The following is a 16436-nucleotide window of genomic DNA, read 5'->3' as shown; positions in this document are numbered from 1 at the left end:
ATCAAGCTGCTTGATTTTGGTTTTGTAGCCAATTTTCCAAAATGGCTTGATAAGGTTTGATAAAATTCGCTTCGGTATATTTGCCTTGCTTGATGGCAAGCTCAGTACGCTCGACACGGTCATAATCAACTTTGGTTAAAGAATAATCATCATAAGTCAAGCTTGGTTGATACACTTCACCTGCGACCGAATTGGCATTATAAATCTCTGGGCGATAGATTTTTTGGAATGCTTCCATTGTCGCAATCGTGCTGATGAGTTCAAGATTGCTAAAGTCATTCAATAAATCCCCTGCAAAATAAAACGCAAATGGCGCAACTGACTTTGGCGGCATAAAATAACGCACCGACAGACCCATCTTGGCAAAATACTCATCCGTCAACGAATACGCATCTTGCTTATATTCCACGCCCAAAATCGGATGGACATTGGTGGTGCGATGATAGGTGCGAGTGGTCGCCGCCGACAGGCAAATCACAGGTGGTTTTTTTGAAACTTTGCCAAACTCATCAGAATTTAATAAGAATTTGAACAGCTCACCGTGCAAATCGCCATAGTTATGCGGCACGCTAAAAGTCGGTTTATCCTGATTATACTCACGCAGTAGCACGCTAAAATCATAATCACGCACATAAGATGAGAAGCTATTGCCGACGATACCGTCTGTTTTTTGACCAGTTTTGTGGTCGATGATATAGGTTTTTAGCATCTCAATCGCTGGGAAAAACTCGCCTGCACCTGTCACATCCAAATCAGTTGAGACAATCTCAAGCTCTAGTGAATAGCGGTCGGCAGTTGGGTTATCCCAATTAGCCAAATCATTAAACCGCTTATTAATCATACGGATGCAGTTTTGTAGATTTTCTTTACGGTTGTCACCACGAGCCAAATTGGCAAAATTGGTGGTCAAACGCGTACTCTCGGCTGGGGTGTAATTCTCATCAAATGTAATGGTCTTGACTTGGCATTTAAATTGTGTGGTCATGTGGACACCTTTTATGTCATCAAATTATTCAAAAAATGGTTAAAATTTCGACAGGTGCTATTAAACCACAAAGCTAACATGAATAAAAATGATATATTTTTGAAAAAAGGTGAATATTTTTCATGATATTATCTAGTTTATTGATTCTATTAATATTTTTTTAAAATTTATCTATTTTTTAGTCAAAAAAAATCGCCCAAGTCAATGACCTGAGCGATTTGTTATCCATGATGGATTAGTGATGATGACCGCCAACGCCATGTGCATGACCATGTGCAATCTCATCAGCAGTCGCTGCACGCACTTCGACGATCTCAACATCAAAGGTCAGCTCAACACCTGCCAACGGATGGTTACCATCCACCACCACAACTTCGTCATTGACATCTTTGACAGTGACCAGCATCACATGACCATCGTCAGTTTGTGATTGGAACTGCATACCCACTTCGATGCTATCGACACCTTGGAAATTGGCACGTGGCACTTCTTGAACCGCTTCTGCGATGTACTCGCCATAAGCTTCTTCAGGCTTGACGGTGACTTTGAACTTGTCGCCTGCTGCCTTGCCAGTCATTTCTTTTTCAAGACCTGGGATGATGTTGTGATGACCGTGTAGGTATGCCAATGGCTCGCCACGAGATTGATCAAGGGTTTCGCCCTTGTCATTGGTCAGCGTGTAGTTAAATTTTACAACGGTATCATTTGCGATAGTTGTCATAAGAGATTCCTTACATAAATGTGCTGTGGCTGCTTTTGCCAAATGCCAAGCTCGCCAAAATCAGCAAAAAGTTCTCGCCATTATAACAGAAGTTTGGTCAATTTGCCCATCGATTACAAAAAAGTCGTTACAAGCTGTAAATAGCTCGCCAAATCATTGCAAAATCAGTCAAGTTTGCTATGATATTTTGGAATTTACCATACATAATCATCAGGAAGTCACATGAGTACCCGATATCATATTGATTTTAAACGCTATTATGACCACTTATGCGATGTGCGTATGCAGTTTGTCGCAGACATGGATGCACCCAGCCTATCGATGGTTACTTGGATTGCAGGCAGTTTTTTGATTCGTGAATTTGCCAAGAATATTACTAAGGTCATCTACACGATTGATGGCGTCGATTATCGTGCCACCAAGTCAGATAAGCACACCTTTAGGCTCGACCATGCCAAATCAGGGGATGCTGTGAGCGTACAGTACGAAGTGTATTGTTATGATTTATCCGTGCGGACGGCATTTGTCGATAGTCAGCGGATTTTTGGTAATTTTAGTTCATTATTATTGTTAATCAATCATGACAAATATGCAGCTGCTCATGTCAGCCTACATATCCCAACTGCCTTTATCCATCAGCATCCTGACTGCACGATCGCCTGCGGTCTTAGCCATACACTGACCAAACATAGTGATGGCTGGGTGTACGATCTCGCCCCGCTGCCTGCCTTTGACTATTTGGATTATCCTTTTGAAATTGGTACGCAAGATGTGTTTGACTTTGAAGTCACAGACCGTGATGGGCAAGTTATCAGCCATCGCTCATTCATCGCAGGTCGCCATCAAGCTGATTTAGGCAGACTACAAAATGATTTGCAAAAAATCTGCCAAGCTTATGTGGATTGGCTCGGTAGCACGCCGTTTGCTGATTATACCTTTATGACGATGGTGACAGGTAATGACTATGGTGGGCTTGAGCATATCAATTCGACAGCACTGGTCAGTCCACGCACTGATTTGCCAAGTATTGCCGAGCCTGCCATGCCAAGCAGTGATTATCAGCGATATTTGGGTCTGTGCAGTCATGAGTATTTTCACGCATGGTGGGTCAAGACAGTCAAGCCGGATGTGATGATGGATAATCCACTCATCGACGAAGCTTATACACCGCTGTTGTGGGTATTTGAAGGGTTTACCTCCTATATTGATGATTTGATGCTGCTTCGCTCAGGGGTGATTGATCAAAAAAATTATCTTAACTTACTCACCGCCCAAATCAACCGCTATCTACAAACCGATGGCAAAGCACATCAAAGTGTCGCCGAATCCAGCTTTGATACTTGGATCAAGCTGTATCGTGCCGATGAAAACACCGCCAATCAAGGCATAAGTTATTATAATAAAGGTGCATTGGTGGCATGGCTGTTGGATGTGACTTTGCTTGAGTTGACTGATGGCAAGTATCGTCTGTTTGATGCGATCAAAACCTTTTATGATCGCTCAAAAGCCAAGCCTTATGCTTTGACAACTCAGTCACTGGGCGAAGTCATTGGACAACTAATCGGTGATGACGCATGGCAGTCGTTTTATCAGCAGTATGTCATCGGCACCACGCCACTGCCAATCCGCGAAACCTTAGCAAAATTTGGCGTAAGCAGTCAAACAGCTCATCAAACCAAACCTTGGGGCATGACATTGGATGAAAAATCATCAGGGCTAAAAATCAAGCACCTACACCGTGACAGCCAAGCAAGCCTAGCGGGACTGAGCTTTGGGGATGTCATCATCGCCATCAATGGACTCAAAGCAAGCAATGCCGTGCTAAATCGTCAAATCGCCCATCAACAAGCCACAGGACAAGCCGTACAAGTTCACGCTTTTCGCCGTGATGAGCTGATGGTCTTTGATGTGCCTGCCGTCAGTGATGCGATACCTGCAACCACGCATGAGCAGCTAAGCTTAGCAGGTGATGGTGGTCAATGGCTGAATTTTGGGTGATCAACCATAAAACTTGCACAGGTCTTATCCCTCCGCCCATCATCCACCAAATTTCGGTGGGCGTGGGCGTTTTGGTTTTGATGTCGTTGGGCGTCGATTTGATGGCAATGACTGATGATGGCGAGATAGATGAGCTGATTTTAGGGTATCGCTGATGCCCAATTTTCTAAGCTCATCATCAGATAGCTGAAGCACACGATAGTCACCCACTGCCAAATCGCTCAGCACCCACTGCCCCACCTGATAGCGAATCAATCGAAGACACGGTAAACCCACATGAGCCACCATGCGACGCACTTGGCGGTTTTTGCCTTCGATGATACTGATGGCAAGCCAAGCGGTTGGAATGCTTGCCCGACTGCGAATCGGTGGCGTACGCGCCCACAGTGTGATGGGCAACTCATCATCAGCCAGATGCTTGACAGTCGCAGGCAGTGTTTTGCCATCTTTGAGCATCACGCCTGTACGCAGAGCATCAAGCTGTTCTGCACTAGGGATGTTTTCAACTTGTACCAAATAAGTCTTGGCGTGCTTGGCATCATATTTGGCATTGATGGCGGTGGGCGGCGTGGTGATGGCGTGATTGAGCCCACCATGATTGGTCAGCACCAGTAAGCCTTCTGAATCCTTATCCAATCTGCCTGCCACTCTCAGCGACTGATCATCGATAAAATCCGCCAAAGTCGCCATCTCGTCATGATCTTTGCGAAACTGACTATGCACACCATAAGGCTTATTAAATAGCACGACTTTTGTCATTTTTGCCATCATATTCTCGTCATGTTATAGATTATAAAAAAGCCAAGCAGTTTCCCGCTTGGCTGATATTTTAACACAAGATTTCGGCACTTTAACCGCCCACAATAGCCATCAACAGTCAATCAACCATTGATGACCTCGGACAGTGATTATTGTGCAGGTTGTGCTGGCTGCTCAGTAGCTGGTGCAGCATCAGCTGGTGCTTGCTCTGCATTGCCTACTTGAGTCACAGTTTCGACCTCTTGCTGTAGGGTGAACTCGATGCGGCGGTTTTGGAAGCGGCCTTGCTCAGTCGCATTTGATGCAACTGGGCGATCAAAGCTAGCACCTGCCACTGTCAGACGCTCTGTTGGTACGCCTTTTGAAACCAAGTAATCACGCACAGCAGCGGCACGAGATTCTGACAGATTTTGGTTATAGGCATGGTCGCCTTGATTGTCAGTATGACCTGTGATGCGCAAAGTAGTCTGTGGCAGTGAAGCCAATTTTTGAGCTGCCAAATCAAGGATCTCTTGGTTCTCTGCTGGGATGGCAGTTGAATCAGTCGCAAAATTGATGATTTGTAGGTTCAACGCATTGATCAATGCTGCGATCTCTGTGTCACCCTCAACAGTATCACCCAGACCTGTGATGGCTGCGCGTGCTGATTCGATGCTAGAAGCCACCGCAGTGTTCACATCCAGTGCAGGCTCAGCTTCAACAGTGAAGTCAGCTGGCAGAATGCCTTTCGCGCCTTCAACCAATGATGCCACTGCTTCTGGAGTCGCTGCATTAAAGCGTACAGCGCGGTCAGTGATGCTAACGCTAGAGTTTGGTACGCCTTTCATCAAACCTAGGATCGCTGGCAGATGCTCAGCTGCTGGCATGGTGGTGGCGTGTGCAGCTGAAGTCTCTGGCGTGCAGTTTTCGGTGCCAAATACTTGAGCGACAGCAGCGCGGATATTGCCTGCCAACTCTTCATTACCCACTTGAGAACGGCATGAGTAGATCGCTTGACCAGTCTCATCCACAGCCAATGACAAGGTCGCTGGTGCAAGAGCTGCATTGGCAGCGGTTGCGTCGGCAGCTTCGTTCTGGGTCGCTACTGGTGCAGCCACTGGTGCTGGCTTATCTTGGCAGCTGCGAAGTAGCAGCCATGCTAGAGCTGCAAAAATCAGCAGACCAATGATCGGCAATAAAGTCTTTAAAAAGCTGCTCTTTTCAGTTTTTTCGTAGTGTCTTTCAGTCGCAGCGGTATTAACATGTGTCGCTGGCTTGACAGGCTCAGTCACAGGGACTGTTTTTACAGGTTCCGTCACGACTGGTGCAGGTTTGACGGCGCTTGCTGCTGCAGTGCCTGCAAATAGACCGGCTGGTAGCAAGGCATAAGCCCATGCTGGCAGATGATTTTGTTCGTTGGCAAGTTCAGAACGCAAGAATGCTGGCACAGAAGCAGCACCTGCCAATTCTTTGATACGAGCCAATGCCAACGGCGCAGCGGTCGCAACTGCAGTGCGTGCAGTCACTGATGACACGCCGTATTCGCTTGACAGATGGTCGCTTAGTGTTGCGATCTGATCTTGGCCAGTAGAAACATCGCTAAAGGCGACATTCAACAAATGATGGCCATGCTCAAGCTCACTGTCTGGCAATGCATTGGCGCGTTGATAGACATCTTCGTTGCTTAGGCGTGCAGCGAACATCGCATAGAAAGTTTTTAGAAGATTGGTTTTATTGGCGGTGTCACCATCTTGGTTTTTGATCGCTGCCAATACATGCGGAGTAATCAGTTCGTGCAATTTGTTAATCAGGCTCATAAGTCGCTCCATTTTGTTGAGTCATTTTGCTAATTCATTTCATTCGCATCAGAAACAGACCGATACGGGTCTCAATACCTTGTTTATCCGATCAAGCACTCTGCCATCAGCTGTCAATTAGTAACATTGACTCAATCTGACAAATTCAGCAGTCAAAATCGCCGTGCCTATCATCTGCGAGGTTTGATGATGCTATTGTGACTGATTTTTCACGCAGTTAAAAGCCCTTGCAACAATTGATAAACAAAACCCCCGACCAAAACTGTATTTAGATTTAATAAGTTACAAAACCTGCTTAGGCTATAGGATTATTATTACAAATCTGTAATAATACCGAAAACTTAACGATCGTACGCTTCTTTTTTTTAGCTAAGCATCTCAGCTTAGCATCATGTTAGTGACAAATGATTTGCTACGCGTTAAATTATTCACCATTTTATCAAACATCGATGCTCGCCTGTGAGGTAAATAGACACAGAATCAATAGATCACATCAACTGATAAAAATAAGAATATGGCTTAAAATTTACACAGATGCTAAAGTTTTTTGGCAAAAATCTGCTAGACTAAACCTGTGTATTTAATCAAATTTATTTTTTATTTTATTATTTAGTATTAATTATGAATCACACGACCGTCATTATCATCATCACAGTGCTGATCAGCATCGCTGCTTGGCAATCCAGACCGCTATTAGAGCGATTGATCTTTTATCCACCTGCGGTTAACCGCGGGCAATACGATCGGCTGCTGACACACGGCTTTATTCATGCTGATGGCATGCATTTGTTGTTTAATATGTTTACCTTGTACTTTTTTGGTCGGGTAATTGAGCGGTTTTATATTGCCAAATTTGGCAGCTTGGGTTTCGTCGGCTTTTATGTGCTGGCGATCATCGTCGCCATCTTGCCGACTTATGCGCGCAATAAGAATAATCCGCGCTACTCAAGCCTCGGTGCTTCAGGCGCGGTATCGGCGGTACTGTTTGCTTATATTTTATTTGCGCCGTGGAATACTCTGTATCTGTTCGCGGTGTTGCCGATTCCTGCGATCGTTTTTGCGGTGGCTTATGTGGCCTACAGCATCTGGGCAGATCGTCGCGGTGGCGGTAATATCAACCATTCGGCGCATCTGTTCGGTGCGGTGTTCGGCGTGGTAGCGACCATTGCCATCGAGCCTGCGATCATCGTTCACTTCATCGATCGCCTGCTAAATCCAAGCTTTTAAGTGAATAAAAGAACAAGCTTTGGCATCATCCTGACCTGGTTTTTTTCTTGATTGAATAGGCATAAAGCTGAATCTTTTCGCCGCCTAAGCATGGCTAAGGTTAATATTAGCCATGCTAGGCATCATCAGCCCATCACAGTCATGCTTACCACGGCATGGTGTGGCTTTTGGCATAATCCTTAGGCATATCAGCAAGCGTATAGCGCCATTTGGGACGCTTATCCTTATCAATTAATAGCGCGCGCACGCCCTCGGCAAACTCCCCTCGATCAGCACAATGGATCGCCACCAGATATTCCAGATCCATCACCGCATCAAAATCCATGCCATCGATGCGATGATGTAGATGCCATGCGATGGCGGCTGAAGTCGGTGAGCCTTTGGCATACTGATCTAATGCACGAGCCACATAATCAGAGCGCTTGATTTGAGTATCTTTGGCGATGGCATCAAAATGAATTAATGACGACGCCTGCATGATCTGCGTGATCTCATCACGATGCGCCAGCAGCCACCCTGACGGCAGCACACCACGATCTTCGATGCTGCCGATCAGCTGATTGAGCATCTGATGGTTGGTGGCTGCATCATCACACCACTGCGCCGCCGCCAGTGTATCGATAAGCCGATCAAGGCCATCGCTTGCCATCGCAAAATCAGCCACGCCCAGCGCCAACGCATCAGCGCCATTAAAGCGCGCACCCGTCAGCCCCAAAAACAGCCCGATCCGATCAGGCATCTGTCCCAAAAAATACGAACCGCCAGCATCAGGAAACAGCCCGATCGTCACCTCAGGCATCGCCATCATCGTCGTTTCAGTGACGATCCGATGGCTCGATGGCACTGCCAGACCCATGCCGCCACCCATCACGATGCCACTACCCCAGATAATGATCGGCTTGTTATAACTGTTGATCTTTTTGCATAGGTCGTATTCTGTACCAAAAAATCGCTCAGCCACTGGATTTGGAAATGTCGTCGGATCATAGCCATGATACAGGCCGCGAATATCCCCACCAGCACAAAATGCCTTATCACCAGCGCCGTGCATCAGCACAGCCACGATCCGATCATCAGCCGCCCAGTCGGTGAGGTGCTGATGGATGCTTTGAACCATCTCGTAGCTCAGTGCATTCAAAGATTTTGGGTTATTGAGTGTGATCACGCCAATCTGCAGCGCGCTATCAACATCAATGAATCGATGTGTAATCATAAGACTTCCTTGTTGATGCGTTAATGATGGCCAAGTGAGCAGCCGTCATCGACATAAACCAAAACTTGGCATCAGCATAGACCATAAGCTTTGGCACTCATCAGCCATAATGCCAGATATTCCATTTACCTTACCATCTTATCATAATTATCTAAGCAAAAACCATCCTTGATCCGATGTCAATGGTGATAAACTTGCAAACCAAAAGCATTCACGCACACTATCCTGATCTGGTCTTATTTGATGATCATTGAACAGCCGCGCCATCGATTTATTTCAGTTGGCTTGTTCCTGCATGAGTTTTTGATTGGCAGTTAGATTGATTCTGGACTGATATTCTTGGAATACTGTCAATATTACCAGATTTATTTATGGTGATAACAAAGTATGGCGCATCCACTCAAGCTGACTGCACGAGCAGCCTTTACTCCGTGGATGGATGACATCTGGGATCGGTACATGTATGAAAAACAAGATGCAAATTACTACTGGCACGGCTATCGGGATGTCTGCTTTAGAGTGCAGGCGTATATCAATGAAGATCCCAAGCTAAGAGACATGTATCCCTAAACCGCTTGATCAAGAATAAAAACCACCATCGAAAAGATGGTGGCAGGGTTGGGGTTGGTTGGGCGGTTGGGTTTTTGTGCTCAGCACAACTATAGACTGTGCCGGTACATAATTTGATAGCTCATAGGCTGGGCTTAAGCTTGCGAAAGCCCAATAAATGCAAAGATTTACACCATCATGCTAGGTTAGCGATAGCATAACCCAACCTACCGAACTATTGTTCTGTATCAGTTTCCCTGCTTAGTATATCGGTTTTTTTAACTATATCAGGAATTCTATATTGACCTTGTAATTTTTGAACCCAAGTTTTAGCAGTGTCTATGCTAATATTAATGCAAGTAACATACAAAGGGTGTTTGCTAGTACCACGATATATTTTATATGGGGCTGTACTAGAATAACTCTCATGTTATACTAGTTTTATGAAGATAACCCATTGTAAACTAAGTAAAAAAGTACAAAAAAGACTGCTTGAATTTTTTGTACTTGAAGTTACTGCTCGTTCGGCAGCTGATTTACTACAAATACACCCAAATTCAGCAGCTTTATTCTATCATAAAATCAGACTTGTGATAGAATACCATCTTAATCTTGAGGCTAAAGAATTGTTTGATGGCGAAATAGCGCCATTATGTAGCATTTGCACAAAACAAAAGTTCTTTACTAATCATTATTATTGGCACTATTTAACATTAAATCGTCCAAAATCTCCCATGTATCCCCTTGTTTTGTATCGTTGAATGTTTTGAATAATTGTTTAAAATCCTCAAAACTTTTATTCGAGTCTATAGTTTGAACATGGTTATAAATAATTGTCCCATCTCGTTTAGTACAATAAACCTCATTGGTTTCAACTTTTACATCCGTAACTAACATTCTTTTAATTCCCAATGACCTATCGTCAGCATAATTTACAAGTATTAATTCTGCCTTGTAGCCTGCTTTGCGAAAAGTTTGAACAACAGCCCATAGACTTAAAAACTTTCTACCATTCTTATACCAATAAAAATTAGGATGGCTTAATTGTGGTGGGATAGTTTCGGCTTTAAGAAACTCAAAGATAAACCATCTCCAAACTCCATCCTTTGTCTTTTCTACAAAAATACTCTCAATATCAAAATTTCGCCCCACTGAGCTACCTAACAACTCAATTAACAATCTTGCAGCAGAATCATCTGCTTGACCTAGTTGTTTTGATTTGTTGGTGAAATTACTATTTTGACTGTTATCCATTACTTTCTACCCTCTCCATAGCGATGTTATATATTTCAAAGTCTTTTTCAAAACCGATGTAATTTCTTCCAGTGTTAATTGATGCAAGTGCAGTTGTGCCACTACCCATGCAATTATCCAGTATAATCTCATTGCTGTTAGAATAAGTTTTAATAAGATACTCACATAAAGCTAAAGGCTTTTGTGTTGGGTGAAATCTCTTTTCATTCATTTCAATAGGGAAATACAATAAGCTATTAGGATAGCCTGTATCAGTTTGTTCAGTTGGGCGGTGTGATTTTCTTGCTGATAAAACAGTATCATCGCCCCTATCATTTCTTACACGAATTATAGGGGTGTCTAGTGAAATTAAACCCTGCGGATTATATGTCATTCTTTTTTTTGATTGACTGGCGTGTACTGTTGTTCCTTGTGAAAACACACAAATATCTTCATGTATTTTCATTGGTTTATTCTTTGCATGAACATGACCTGTAGCACGGTTTTTGTGCCATATCCATGAATATTTAAACCATTCTAAATTACTTGCAACAAGTAAAGATGTAAAAGGTTGGCTACCGAACAGAACAATAGCACCTGTCGGCTTTATAATTCTTTTATATTGTTCCCATAATTCATTTAATGGAATAATACTATCCCATGCACAAGCAGTTGTTCCGTAAGGTAAATCACATAAAATCATGTCAATGGATTTATCATTAATTCTCTGCATACCTATTAAGCAATCTTCATTGTAAATTGTATTTATTGGCAACCCAATATCTTTGTTGTTCATAATTGAATATCTTACTTTACTGATATCTGTTCACATCCAATCGCAGTTAATACCTGCACCATAAAAATCGCACCAAAAGTACCTCTGGCGATTTTATTGCTGATATTTTGTGGGCTTTCATGGATACCTTGTGCCGCTAGTCTTTCTGAAATTTCGACATAGCTGATGTTACGTCTGGCGATCTCTGCTTTTAAAAGACCGCGTACGTAACCTTTCCAATAAGCGTCATCTGAAACTGTTGTTTGCTCAGTCATAATTATTTCTCCGAATAACACTAAATATATGTTTTCATTATACATGATGAAAAAAGTATTTGCAAATGTATATTATTGTGATATAATCATCGTATATGATGATATAAACACATATTGGTTACTAATTAATTATTATTGGAGAACACCATGCCACAACACTTCCTTCTCTCTGCCGAAGCACGCAATCTATCACCGATTGCTATTGCTCGCATGAGTGAACATGAGGCGGTGATGACAATGAAGAAATTGCGTTGGGGTGAGGGTAAGGATGTAATATGCCCTCGTTGTGGCAAAAAGCATGAGGCTTATTACATTAAATCTCGTAAACAGTGGCAATGCAAGGAATGCAATTACCGTTTTTCAGTGACAGCGGGTACGTTATTTGCTCATCACAAATTGCCTTTGCGTGATATTTTATTTGCCTGTAGCTTGTATGTGAATGCAGCCAAGGGTATTTCTGCTTTACAAATTGCTCGTGACTTAAATGTACAATACAAAACTGCTTTTGTACTGCTGCATAAAATCAAAGAAGCTTTAAAGGTGCATAAACAGCGAGAAATGATGCAGCTGAGTGGCGTGGTGCACATGGACGCTACTTATGTCCATTCTAGCCAAAAACCTAAGAACAAAAAGAGTGAGCGTGTTGATAGACGCTTAAAACAACACGAAAACCCGCTAAAACGTGCGATTTTGGTTATGCGGGATAGTTTTGCCAAGCAAGATGATACACAAGACGACAAACAAATTGGTGCAAGAAACACCATTGCTTTTGTTGCTAAATCTGAAAACAGCAAAGTTGTTAATCAGCTTGCTAACAAACACATTGAAAAAGGCAGTACCATCCATACCGATGAAAGCCCAGCTTATGACAACCTGATTTATTTTCACGACCTAAAGCGCGTCAACCACCAAAAGGAATATCGCTCTGATACTGGTGTGACCAATAACTTAGCAGAAAGCTATTTTAGTCGCTTTAAGCGTATGTACTATGGGCAAGTTCACAAAATGAACAACGCCTACCTATATGAATATGCCAATGAAATCGCATACCGTGAAGATACTCGCCGTCTGAGCAATGGCGTCATCTTCAATGACGTGGTATCCAAATGCTTAACCAGTTTACCTTCTGATGATTGGCGTGGCTATTGGCAAGGCAATAAAAAGCGCGTGGAAACCCTAGCGGCTTAACAAACACCAGCAAATTCAATCCAATCCAATTAAAAAGCCAAAACAAGCCAAAACAATAAGGGGGTAATATGGCAGAATCTCATATCAACAGCGGTATTGCCAATAGAATTGATAAACTTATCAAGCACAAACAGGCGCTACACAAACAAATCCAAGAGATTGAGCAGCAAATTCACATTCTCACCCAAGCTGCTAAAATCATGGGCGAAATAGACCAACTGCCCAAATTAAGAACATCCGCTTTTAAAAATAGTATCAAAACCCTAGTAGTGCAGGTGCTAAAACAAGCAGATAAGCCATTATTAACGCATGAAATCGCAAAACAAGCACTGATGCTAGACAGTGCCGAAAACACAAGCCCAGAGCCTGATAAAAGACAGAGCAAAGCTATTTATAATGTACTAAGACCACTGGTTCAACAAGGCTTGGTTATCCAAACAGGAATAAGAAAAGGCGAAACACGCTATCAATGGGTGACAAATACCCCTCGAGAGTAGTTAAACCCATTAAAAGCAATAAGAAATCAAAGAAAAAGCAGCCAAAGAGCTGCTTTTATTGTGGTTAGTTTTGTGCAGGTGCTACATAATGGCGCGAAATAGAGCTTGATGAAAGCTATTTTGGCGGCATTCGCAAAGGCAAGCGTGGTCGTGGCGCTGGTGGTAAAACAGCTGTCTTCGGTCTTTTAAAACGCAACGGTAAAGTCTTTGTGGTTGTGGTTAAAGACACCAAGACTAACACGCTAATGCCTATCATCACAAGCAAAATCAAGCCTGATAGTATTGTTTATACAGACTGCTACAAAAGCTATAATGCTCTTGATGTAAGTGATTTTAAGCATTTTAGAATTAACCATTCCAAAGAATTTGCAAAAGACCATAATCACATCAACGGCATTGAGAATTTCTGGTCGCAAGCCAAGCGTGTTTTAAGAAAGTACAATGGCATTGACAAGAAACACTTTCATCTTTTTATCAAAGAATGTGAGTTTCGTTTTAACTATGGTACACCATCTAATCAGCTTAAAGTATTGAGAAGATGGTGTGGGATTTAGGCTAATCTAGTACAGCCCCTTTTATATTCTGATGGGATGCCATAAAAATTTGTCTTGGCAATGCCAATAATTGGCTTTTTGATGATTAATTGGTCATATAAATATTTACCAAGACCTGCTTTATCCTGACCATCTAAATACACATAGCCATCAATAATGATAACATCAAAAGGATCATTTATTTTGTCTATCAATCCTAATAAACATGGCATTTCTCTTTTATAAAATTGACCTGATTTATAAGGACTGACATTATGAATAACGGCTTTGTATTCGTTTAATATAATGTTATTCTCAATACCAGTAAATCTAATTGCTGAAACATTTGCTGTAGTTTTACCATCAACATCATGATAATAAGCATCTAAAATAAGATAAATCAAAATACTTTCCTATTAATATAATCTTATAATTAAATTTGGATTTTTAATTTTTAAATCATGAACAACTGACTTGTCCAATGTTTCATCTATAGCAAGCTCTATTAAACTTCCAAAATATTTCTTATTACTAAAAATTGACAAGTCATCTAACCCTTCAACACCTCTAATGCTGAGAGATTTTATATTTTTGAAGGAATTATTTTTAAGCCATGTATCAAAAAGTTGCCGAATATAACTTTTGTCTATGCGTAAAACTAAATGACCAACTTTATCACAAAAAATGAAATTGTGATAATTTTCTATTGTTCTAAATATTTCTGGTAATTGTATTGGGCAATTTAAGTATGATTTTGTTTTTAATACATCTCCTTGCAGAAACAATGATTTTACCATACCTGAATCAGGAAAGTAAGAAATACTAATATGCTCATAATAATCCTTATCATCCCAAAGATAATATGAAAAACTATTATTTGAGCGATAATAGTAATAGAAAGACCTCGGAAGTTTTTTGTCGTAGTTTTGCAATTCAAATTGCTTTAAATCATCCAGAATTGGATTATTGGGATTGTAAGACCAATGAATCTTGCTTTCTGTAATACCATCTTCATTACTGTAACCCTCATAAATACATTTCCCATTTCTAAAATTATAAGACATTCCTTAATAAATGGAATTTTGGTACATCTGCGGAATTGTTCCACAACCATAAACATCTTCTTCTTCATTGCTGAATGAAGAGCTATCAATAGAAATTGGAGATGGTAAAATACCTGTTAATGTTTTTTGACATGGAGATATATAAGGCTTAGTAACATAACCACTCTCTACTTCAAACACATCGAGTTGAAAATTATCTTTATCAAAAAATACAATCCCTGTATAAGGCTGATTTTGTAAAAACCAACGATTATCTTGATTGTTTAACAAATTAGATTTTAATCGGAAAACATTCATATTACTCTTCTTTCTTATATATTTTGCCATCTTGTTCACTGCCTTTAGGCAAAGGCTGTATTCCGCCAGTGGGAATATTTACTTCTTTGGGCAAAATACTTGTACAACTAGTGCAAGCTGGTTGCACTACCAACTGCACGCCCCACTCAGTGCATCCGTCGCATTGCCATCAGCAATTGTCAGATTAGGTCTGGATTAGTACAGGTTTTTATCACCTTGAGTCCAACCAATGAACTCATTTTAATCGACAGACTTGTGATAAGTTAGATACGAAAATACATTATAAAAATACTGAAAATTATCTGTAGCAGAATTTTTACCAAAAGCATCATATAGACTACCAAATTTCTTTTGTAGCATATAAGGTGGTTTAGCATCGGCTATTTTAGGATTGTGTTTAACAAATTGAGTTTTATTATTGGCATCTTGATAATACCAAAATACAGGAATTGGATTTTGGCTTGTCCCCATTGCGTTATCATCAAACTCTTTGGTATTCACCATTAAAAATATTGCTTTGTTATTGCCAAGATTGGGTCGATGGATATTGGACATTATGGTAGATACGGTTTCCAAGTCATCAATGCCGCTAAGCAAGTCTGGTGCGTACAAATATTCTGGGTAAAAACACTCATAACATCTCAGTGCAAAGTATTTATCCATTTTTGGCGAATAAAGAACTGTTTGGTAATAGTAATATTGTTCAAGCGTCCCCAGTTTATAGCCGTAAGGACTGTGCAGATTTTCCGAGACATAAGTCATGTTCATATCTTGTAAATGGATAAGCTTAGACTCTTGAATGTAGCTATTGGTATCACTGATGCTTGCTTTAGGGTGAAAAAATATTTTGTAAAAAATCCCCATAGCTACGCAGAACAAGACAAAAAGAACTATTTTATAAAAATTCTTTTTGTCTATTGTGCTATGATTTTGCAAATTTATCATTTCTTGCCACCAAATGTAAGACCATTAATACTGCCAGCTAAACCACTTGCGATCAGATCCTCCATTGTAATTTTTTTGCCCTGTAGTGCGTAAGGTGCGTACAACGCACCATTGAAACAGATTTGCCTAGCAACATCAACAACACGCTGATTTTGTTCTTCTATGGGTTTAACCATTTCTAGTTTAAATTCGTTGCTGTACTGCTTACGCTGTTTTGTCATGAGATATTACTCCTAGTTTGGGGTAGTATAACCTCTTATGCGGTGTCTGGGAATATTGTAGTGGTACAGTGACGCCCGCACCCCAGATTAATGGTGCGCTGTGCGCATCCTGCTGTACTGTGGCAGAAGTTTCGCCTAAGTCATTGTGGTGGGCGATTTC

General features: G+C 41.4%; 18 protein-coding genes and 2 pseudogenes. 7 read left to right on the top strand and 13 right to left on the bottom strand.

Going from position 1 to position 16436, the window contains the following annotated elements; genetic code table 11:
• Position 1: 1 nt before the first annotated feature.
• The gene (locus B0681_RS09575; protein WP_078318508.1) at positions 2-985 is read right to left on the bottom strand and encodes a DUF1852 domain-containing protein; all 984 of its coding nucleotides are present in this window, start codon (positions 983-985) and stop codon (positions 2-4) included.
• 235 nt (positions 986-1220) lie between these two features.
• Positions 1221-1706, bottom strand: a complete 486-nt coding sequence (locus B0681_RS09570) for an FKBP-type peptidyl-prolyl cis-trans isomerase (RefSeq protein ID WP_078318507.1) — start codon at positions 1704-1706, stop codon at positions 1221-1223.
• Between the two features lie 222 nt (positions 1707-1928).
• Here B0681_RS09570 and B0681_RS09565 point away from each other — a divergent pair, with 222 nt between their 5' ends.
• Positions 1929-3704 (top strand): M61 family metallopeptidase, encoded by a 1776-nt coding sequence (locus B0681_RS09565; protein ID WP_078318506.1) that lies wholly within the window; start codon positions 1929-1931, stop codon positions 3702-3704.
• Between the two features lie 39 nt (positions 3705-3743).
• Here the strand turns inward: B0681_RS09565 and B0681_RS09560 are convergent, their stop codons facing one another.
• Entirely contained in the window at positions 3744-4472 is a 729-nt protein-coding gene (locus B0681_RS09560) for a pseudouridine synthase (protein ID WP_407661980.1), read from the bottom strand.
• Positions 4473-4612: 140 nt separating this feature from the next.
• On the bottom strand, positions 4613-6259 hold the full coding sequence (locus tag B0681_RS09555; protein WP_078318505.1) for an OmpA family protein: 1647 nt from the start codon (positions 6257-6259) through the stop codon (positions 4613-4615).
• Between the two features lie 621 nt (positions 6260-6880).
• On the opposite strand from B0681_RS09555, the gene B0681_RS09550 reads away from it, so the two are divergent.
• Complete coding sequence (locus B0681_RS09550) at positions 6881-7486, top strand: rhomboid family intramembrane serine protease (RefSeq protein ID WP_078318504.1); 606 nt, start codon at positions 6881-6883, stop codon at positions 7484-7486.
• A 145-nt stretch (positions 7487-7631) separates the two neighbouring features.
• Here B0681_RS09550 and B0681_RS09545 read toward each other — a convergent pair whose 3' ends face one another.
• Complete coding sequence (locus B0681_RS09545; RefSeq protein WP_078318503.1) at positions 7632-8699, bottom strand: enoyl-CoA hydratase/isomerase family protein; 1068 nt, start codon at positions 8697-8699, stop codon at positions 7632-7634.
• Between the two features lie 387 nt (positions 8700-9086).
• Between B0681_RS09545 and B0681_RS09540 the strand changes: the two genes are divergently transcribed.
• Both B0681_RS09540 and B0681_RS09535 read left to right on the top strand, forming a co-directional pair.
• Positions 9087-9269: a hypothetical protein gene (locus B0681_RS09540; protein WP_078318502.1), complete on the top strand. Its 183-nt coding sequence runs from the start codon at positions 9087-9089 to the stop codon at positions 9267-9269.
• 422 nt (positions 9270-9691) lie between these two features.
• A pseudogene (locus B0681_RS09535) lies at positions 9692-9892 on the top strand (IS1595 family transposase); the annotation flags it as partial.
• Between the two features lie 40 nt (positions 9893-9932).
• On the opposite strand, the gene B0681_RS09530 reads toward B0681_RS09535, so the two are convergent.
• From B0681_RS09530 to B0681_RS09520, 3 genes are read right to left on the bottom strand one after another with little or no spacing between them, the layout of a single operon-like run.
• Entirely contained in the window at positions 9933-10502 is a 570-nt protein-coding gene (locus B0681_RS09530) for a hypothetical protein (protein WP_078318501.1), read from the bottom strand.
• Complete coding sequence (locus B0681_RS09525) at positions 10495-11277, bottom strand: DNA-methyltransferase (protein ID WP_078318500.1); 783 nt, start codon at positions 11275-11277, stop codon at positions 10495-10497. Before B0681_RS09525 ends, B0681_RS09530 begins: the two co-directional genes overlap by 8 nt.
• 11 nt (positions 11278-11288) lie before the next feature.
• Entirely contained in the window at positions 11289-11531 is a 243-nt protein-coding gene (locus B0681_RS09520; protein ID WP_078318499.1) for a DUF6471 domain-containing protein, read from the bottom strand.
• Between the two features lie 135 nt (positions 11532-11666).
• On the opposite strand from B0681_RS09520, the gene B0681_RS09515 reads away from it, so the two are divergent.
• The 3 genes and pseudogenes from B0681_RS09515 to B0681_RS09505 all read left to right on the top strand — a co-directional run.
• Positions 11667-12719, top strand: coding sequence for an IS1595 family transposase (locus tag B0681_RS09515; protein WP_228143900.1), 1053 nt, complete (start codon positions 11667-11669; stop codon positions 12717-12719).
• A 68-nt stretch (positions 12720-12787) separates the two neighbouring features.
• Positions 12788-13216 (top strand): hypothetical protein, encoded by a 429-nt coding sequence (locus B0681_RS09510; RefSeq protein ID WP_078318497.1) that lies wholly within the window; start codon positions 12788-12790, stop codon positions 13214-13216.
• A gap of 95 nt (positions 13217-13311) precedes the next feature.
• A pseudogene (locus B0681_RS09505) lies at positions 13312-13770 on the top strand (IS1595 family transposase); the annotation flags it as partial.
• Here the strand turns inward: B0681_RS09505 and B0681_RS09500 are convergent.
• The 5 genes from B0681_RS09500 to B0681_RS09485 form a co-directional block, all read right to left on the bottom strand.
• Positions 13767-14153, bottom strand: a complete 387-nt coding sequence (locus B0681_RS09500) for an endonuclease V (protein WP_158077935.1) — start codon at positions 14151-14153, stop codon at positions 13767-13769. The pseudogene B0681_RS09505 and the gene B0681_RS09500 overlap by 4 nt on opposite strands.
• Positions 14154-14165: 12 nt before the next feature.
• A complete protein-coding gene (locus B0681_RS10385; protein ID WP_143821236.1) occupies positions 14166-14813 on the bottom strand; it encodes a hypothetical protein in 648 nt (215 codons plus the stop codon).
• Between the two features lie 3 nt (positions 14814-14816).
• Positions 14817-15140: a hypothetical protein gene (locus B0681_RS10380; protein WP_143821235.1), complete on the bottom strand. Its 324-nt coding sequence runs from the start codon at positions 15138-15140 to the stop codon at positions 14817-14819.
• Positions 15141-15350: 210 nt separating this feature from the next.
• Complete coding sequence (locus tag B0681_RS09490; RefSeq protein WP_078318494.1) at positions 15351-16055, bottom strand: hypothetical protein; 705 nt, start codon at positions 16053-16055, stop codon at positions 15351-15353.
• Positions 16052-16276 carry a transposase gene (locus tag B0681_RS09485; RefSeq protein ID WP_078318493.1) on the bottom strand — a complete coding sequence of 75 codons (225 nt, stop codon included), beginning with the start codon at positions 16274-16276 and terminating at the stop codon, positions 16052-16054. The genes B0681_RS09490 and B0681_RS09485 overlap by 4 nt, the downstream gene beginning before the upstream one ends.
• Positions 16277-16436 lie beyond the last annotated feature (160 nt).

Origin of the sequence: Moraxella porci DSM 25326, assembly GCF_002014855.1 — a bacterium.
Lineage (GTDB): Bacteria > Pseudomonadota > Gammaproteobacteria > Pseudomonadales > Moraxellaceae > Moraxella > Moraxella porci.
The sequence above is the reverse complement of the archived record's forward strand: the minus strand, read 5'-3'. Positions and strand labels throughout refer to the sequence as shown.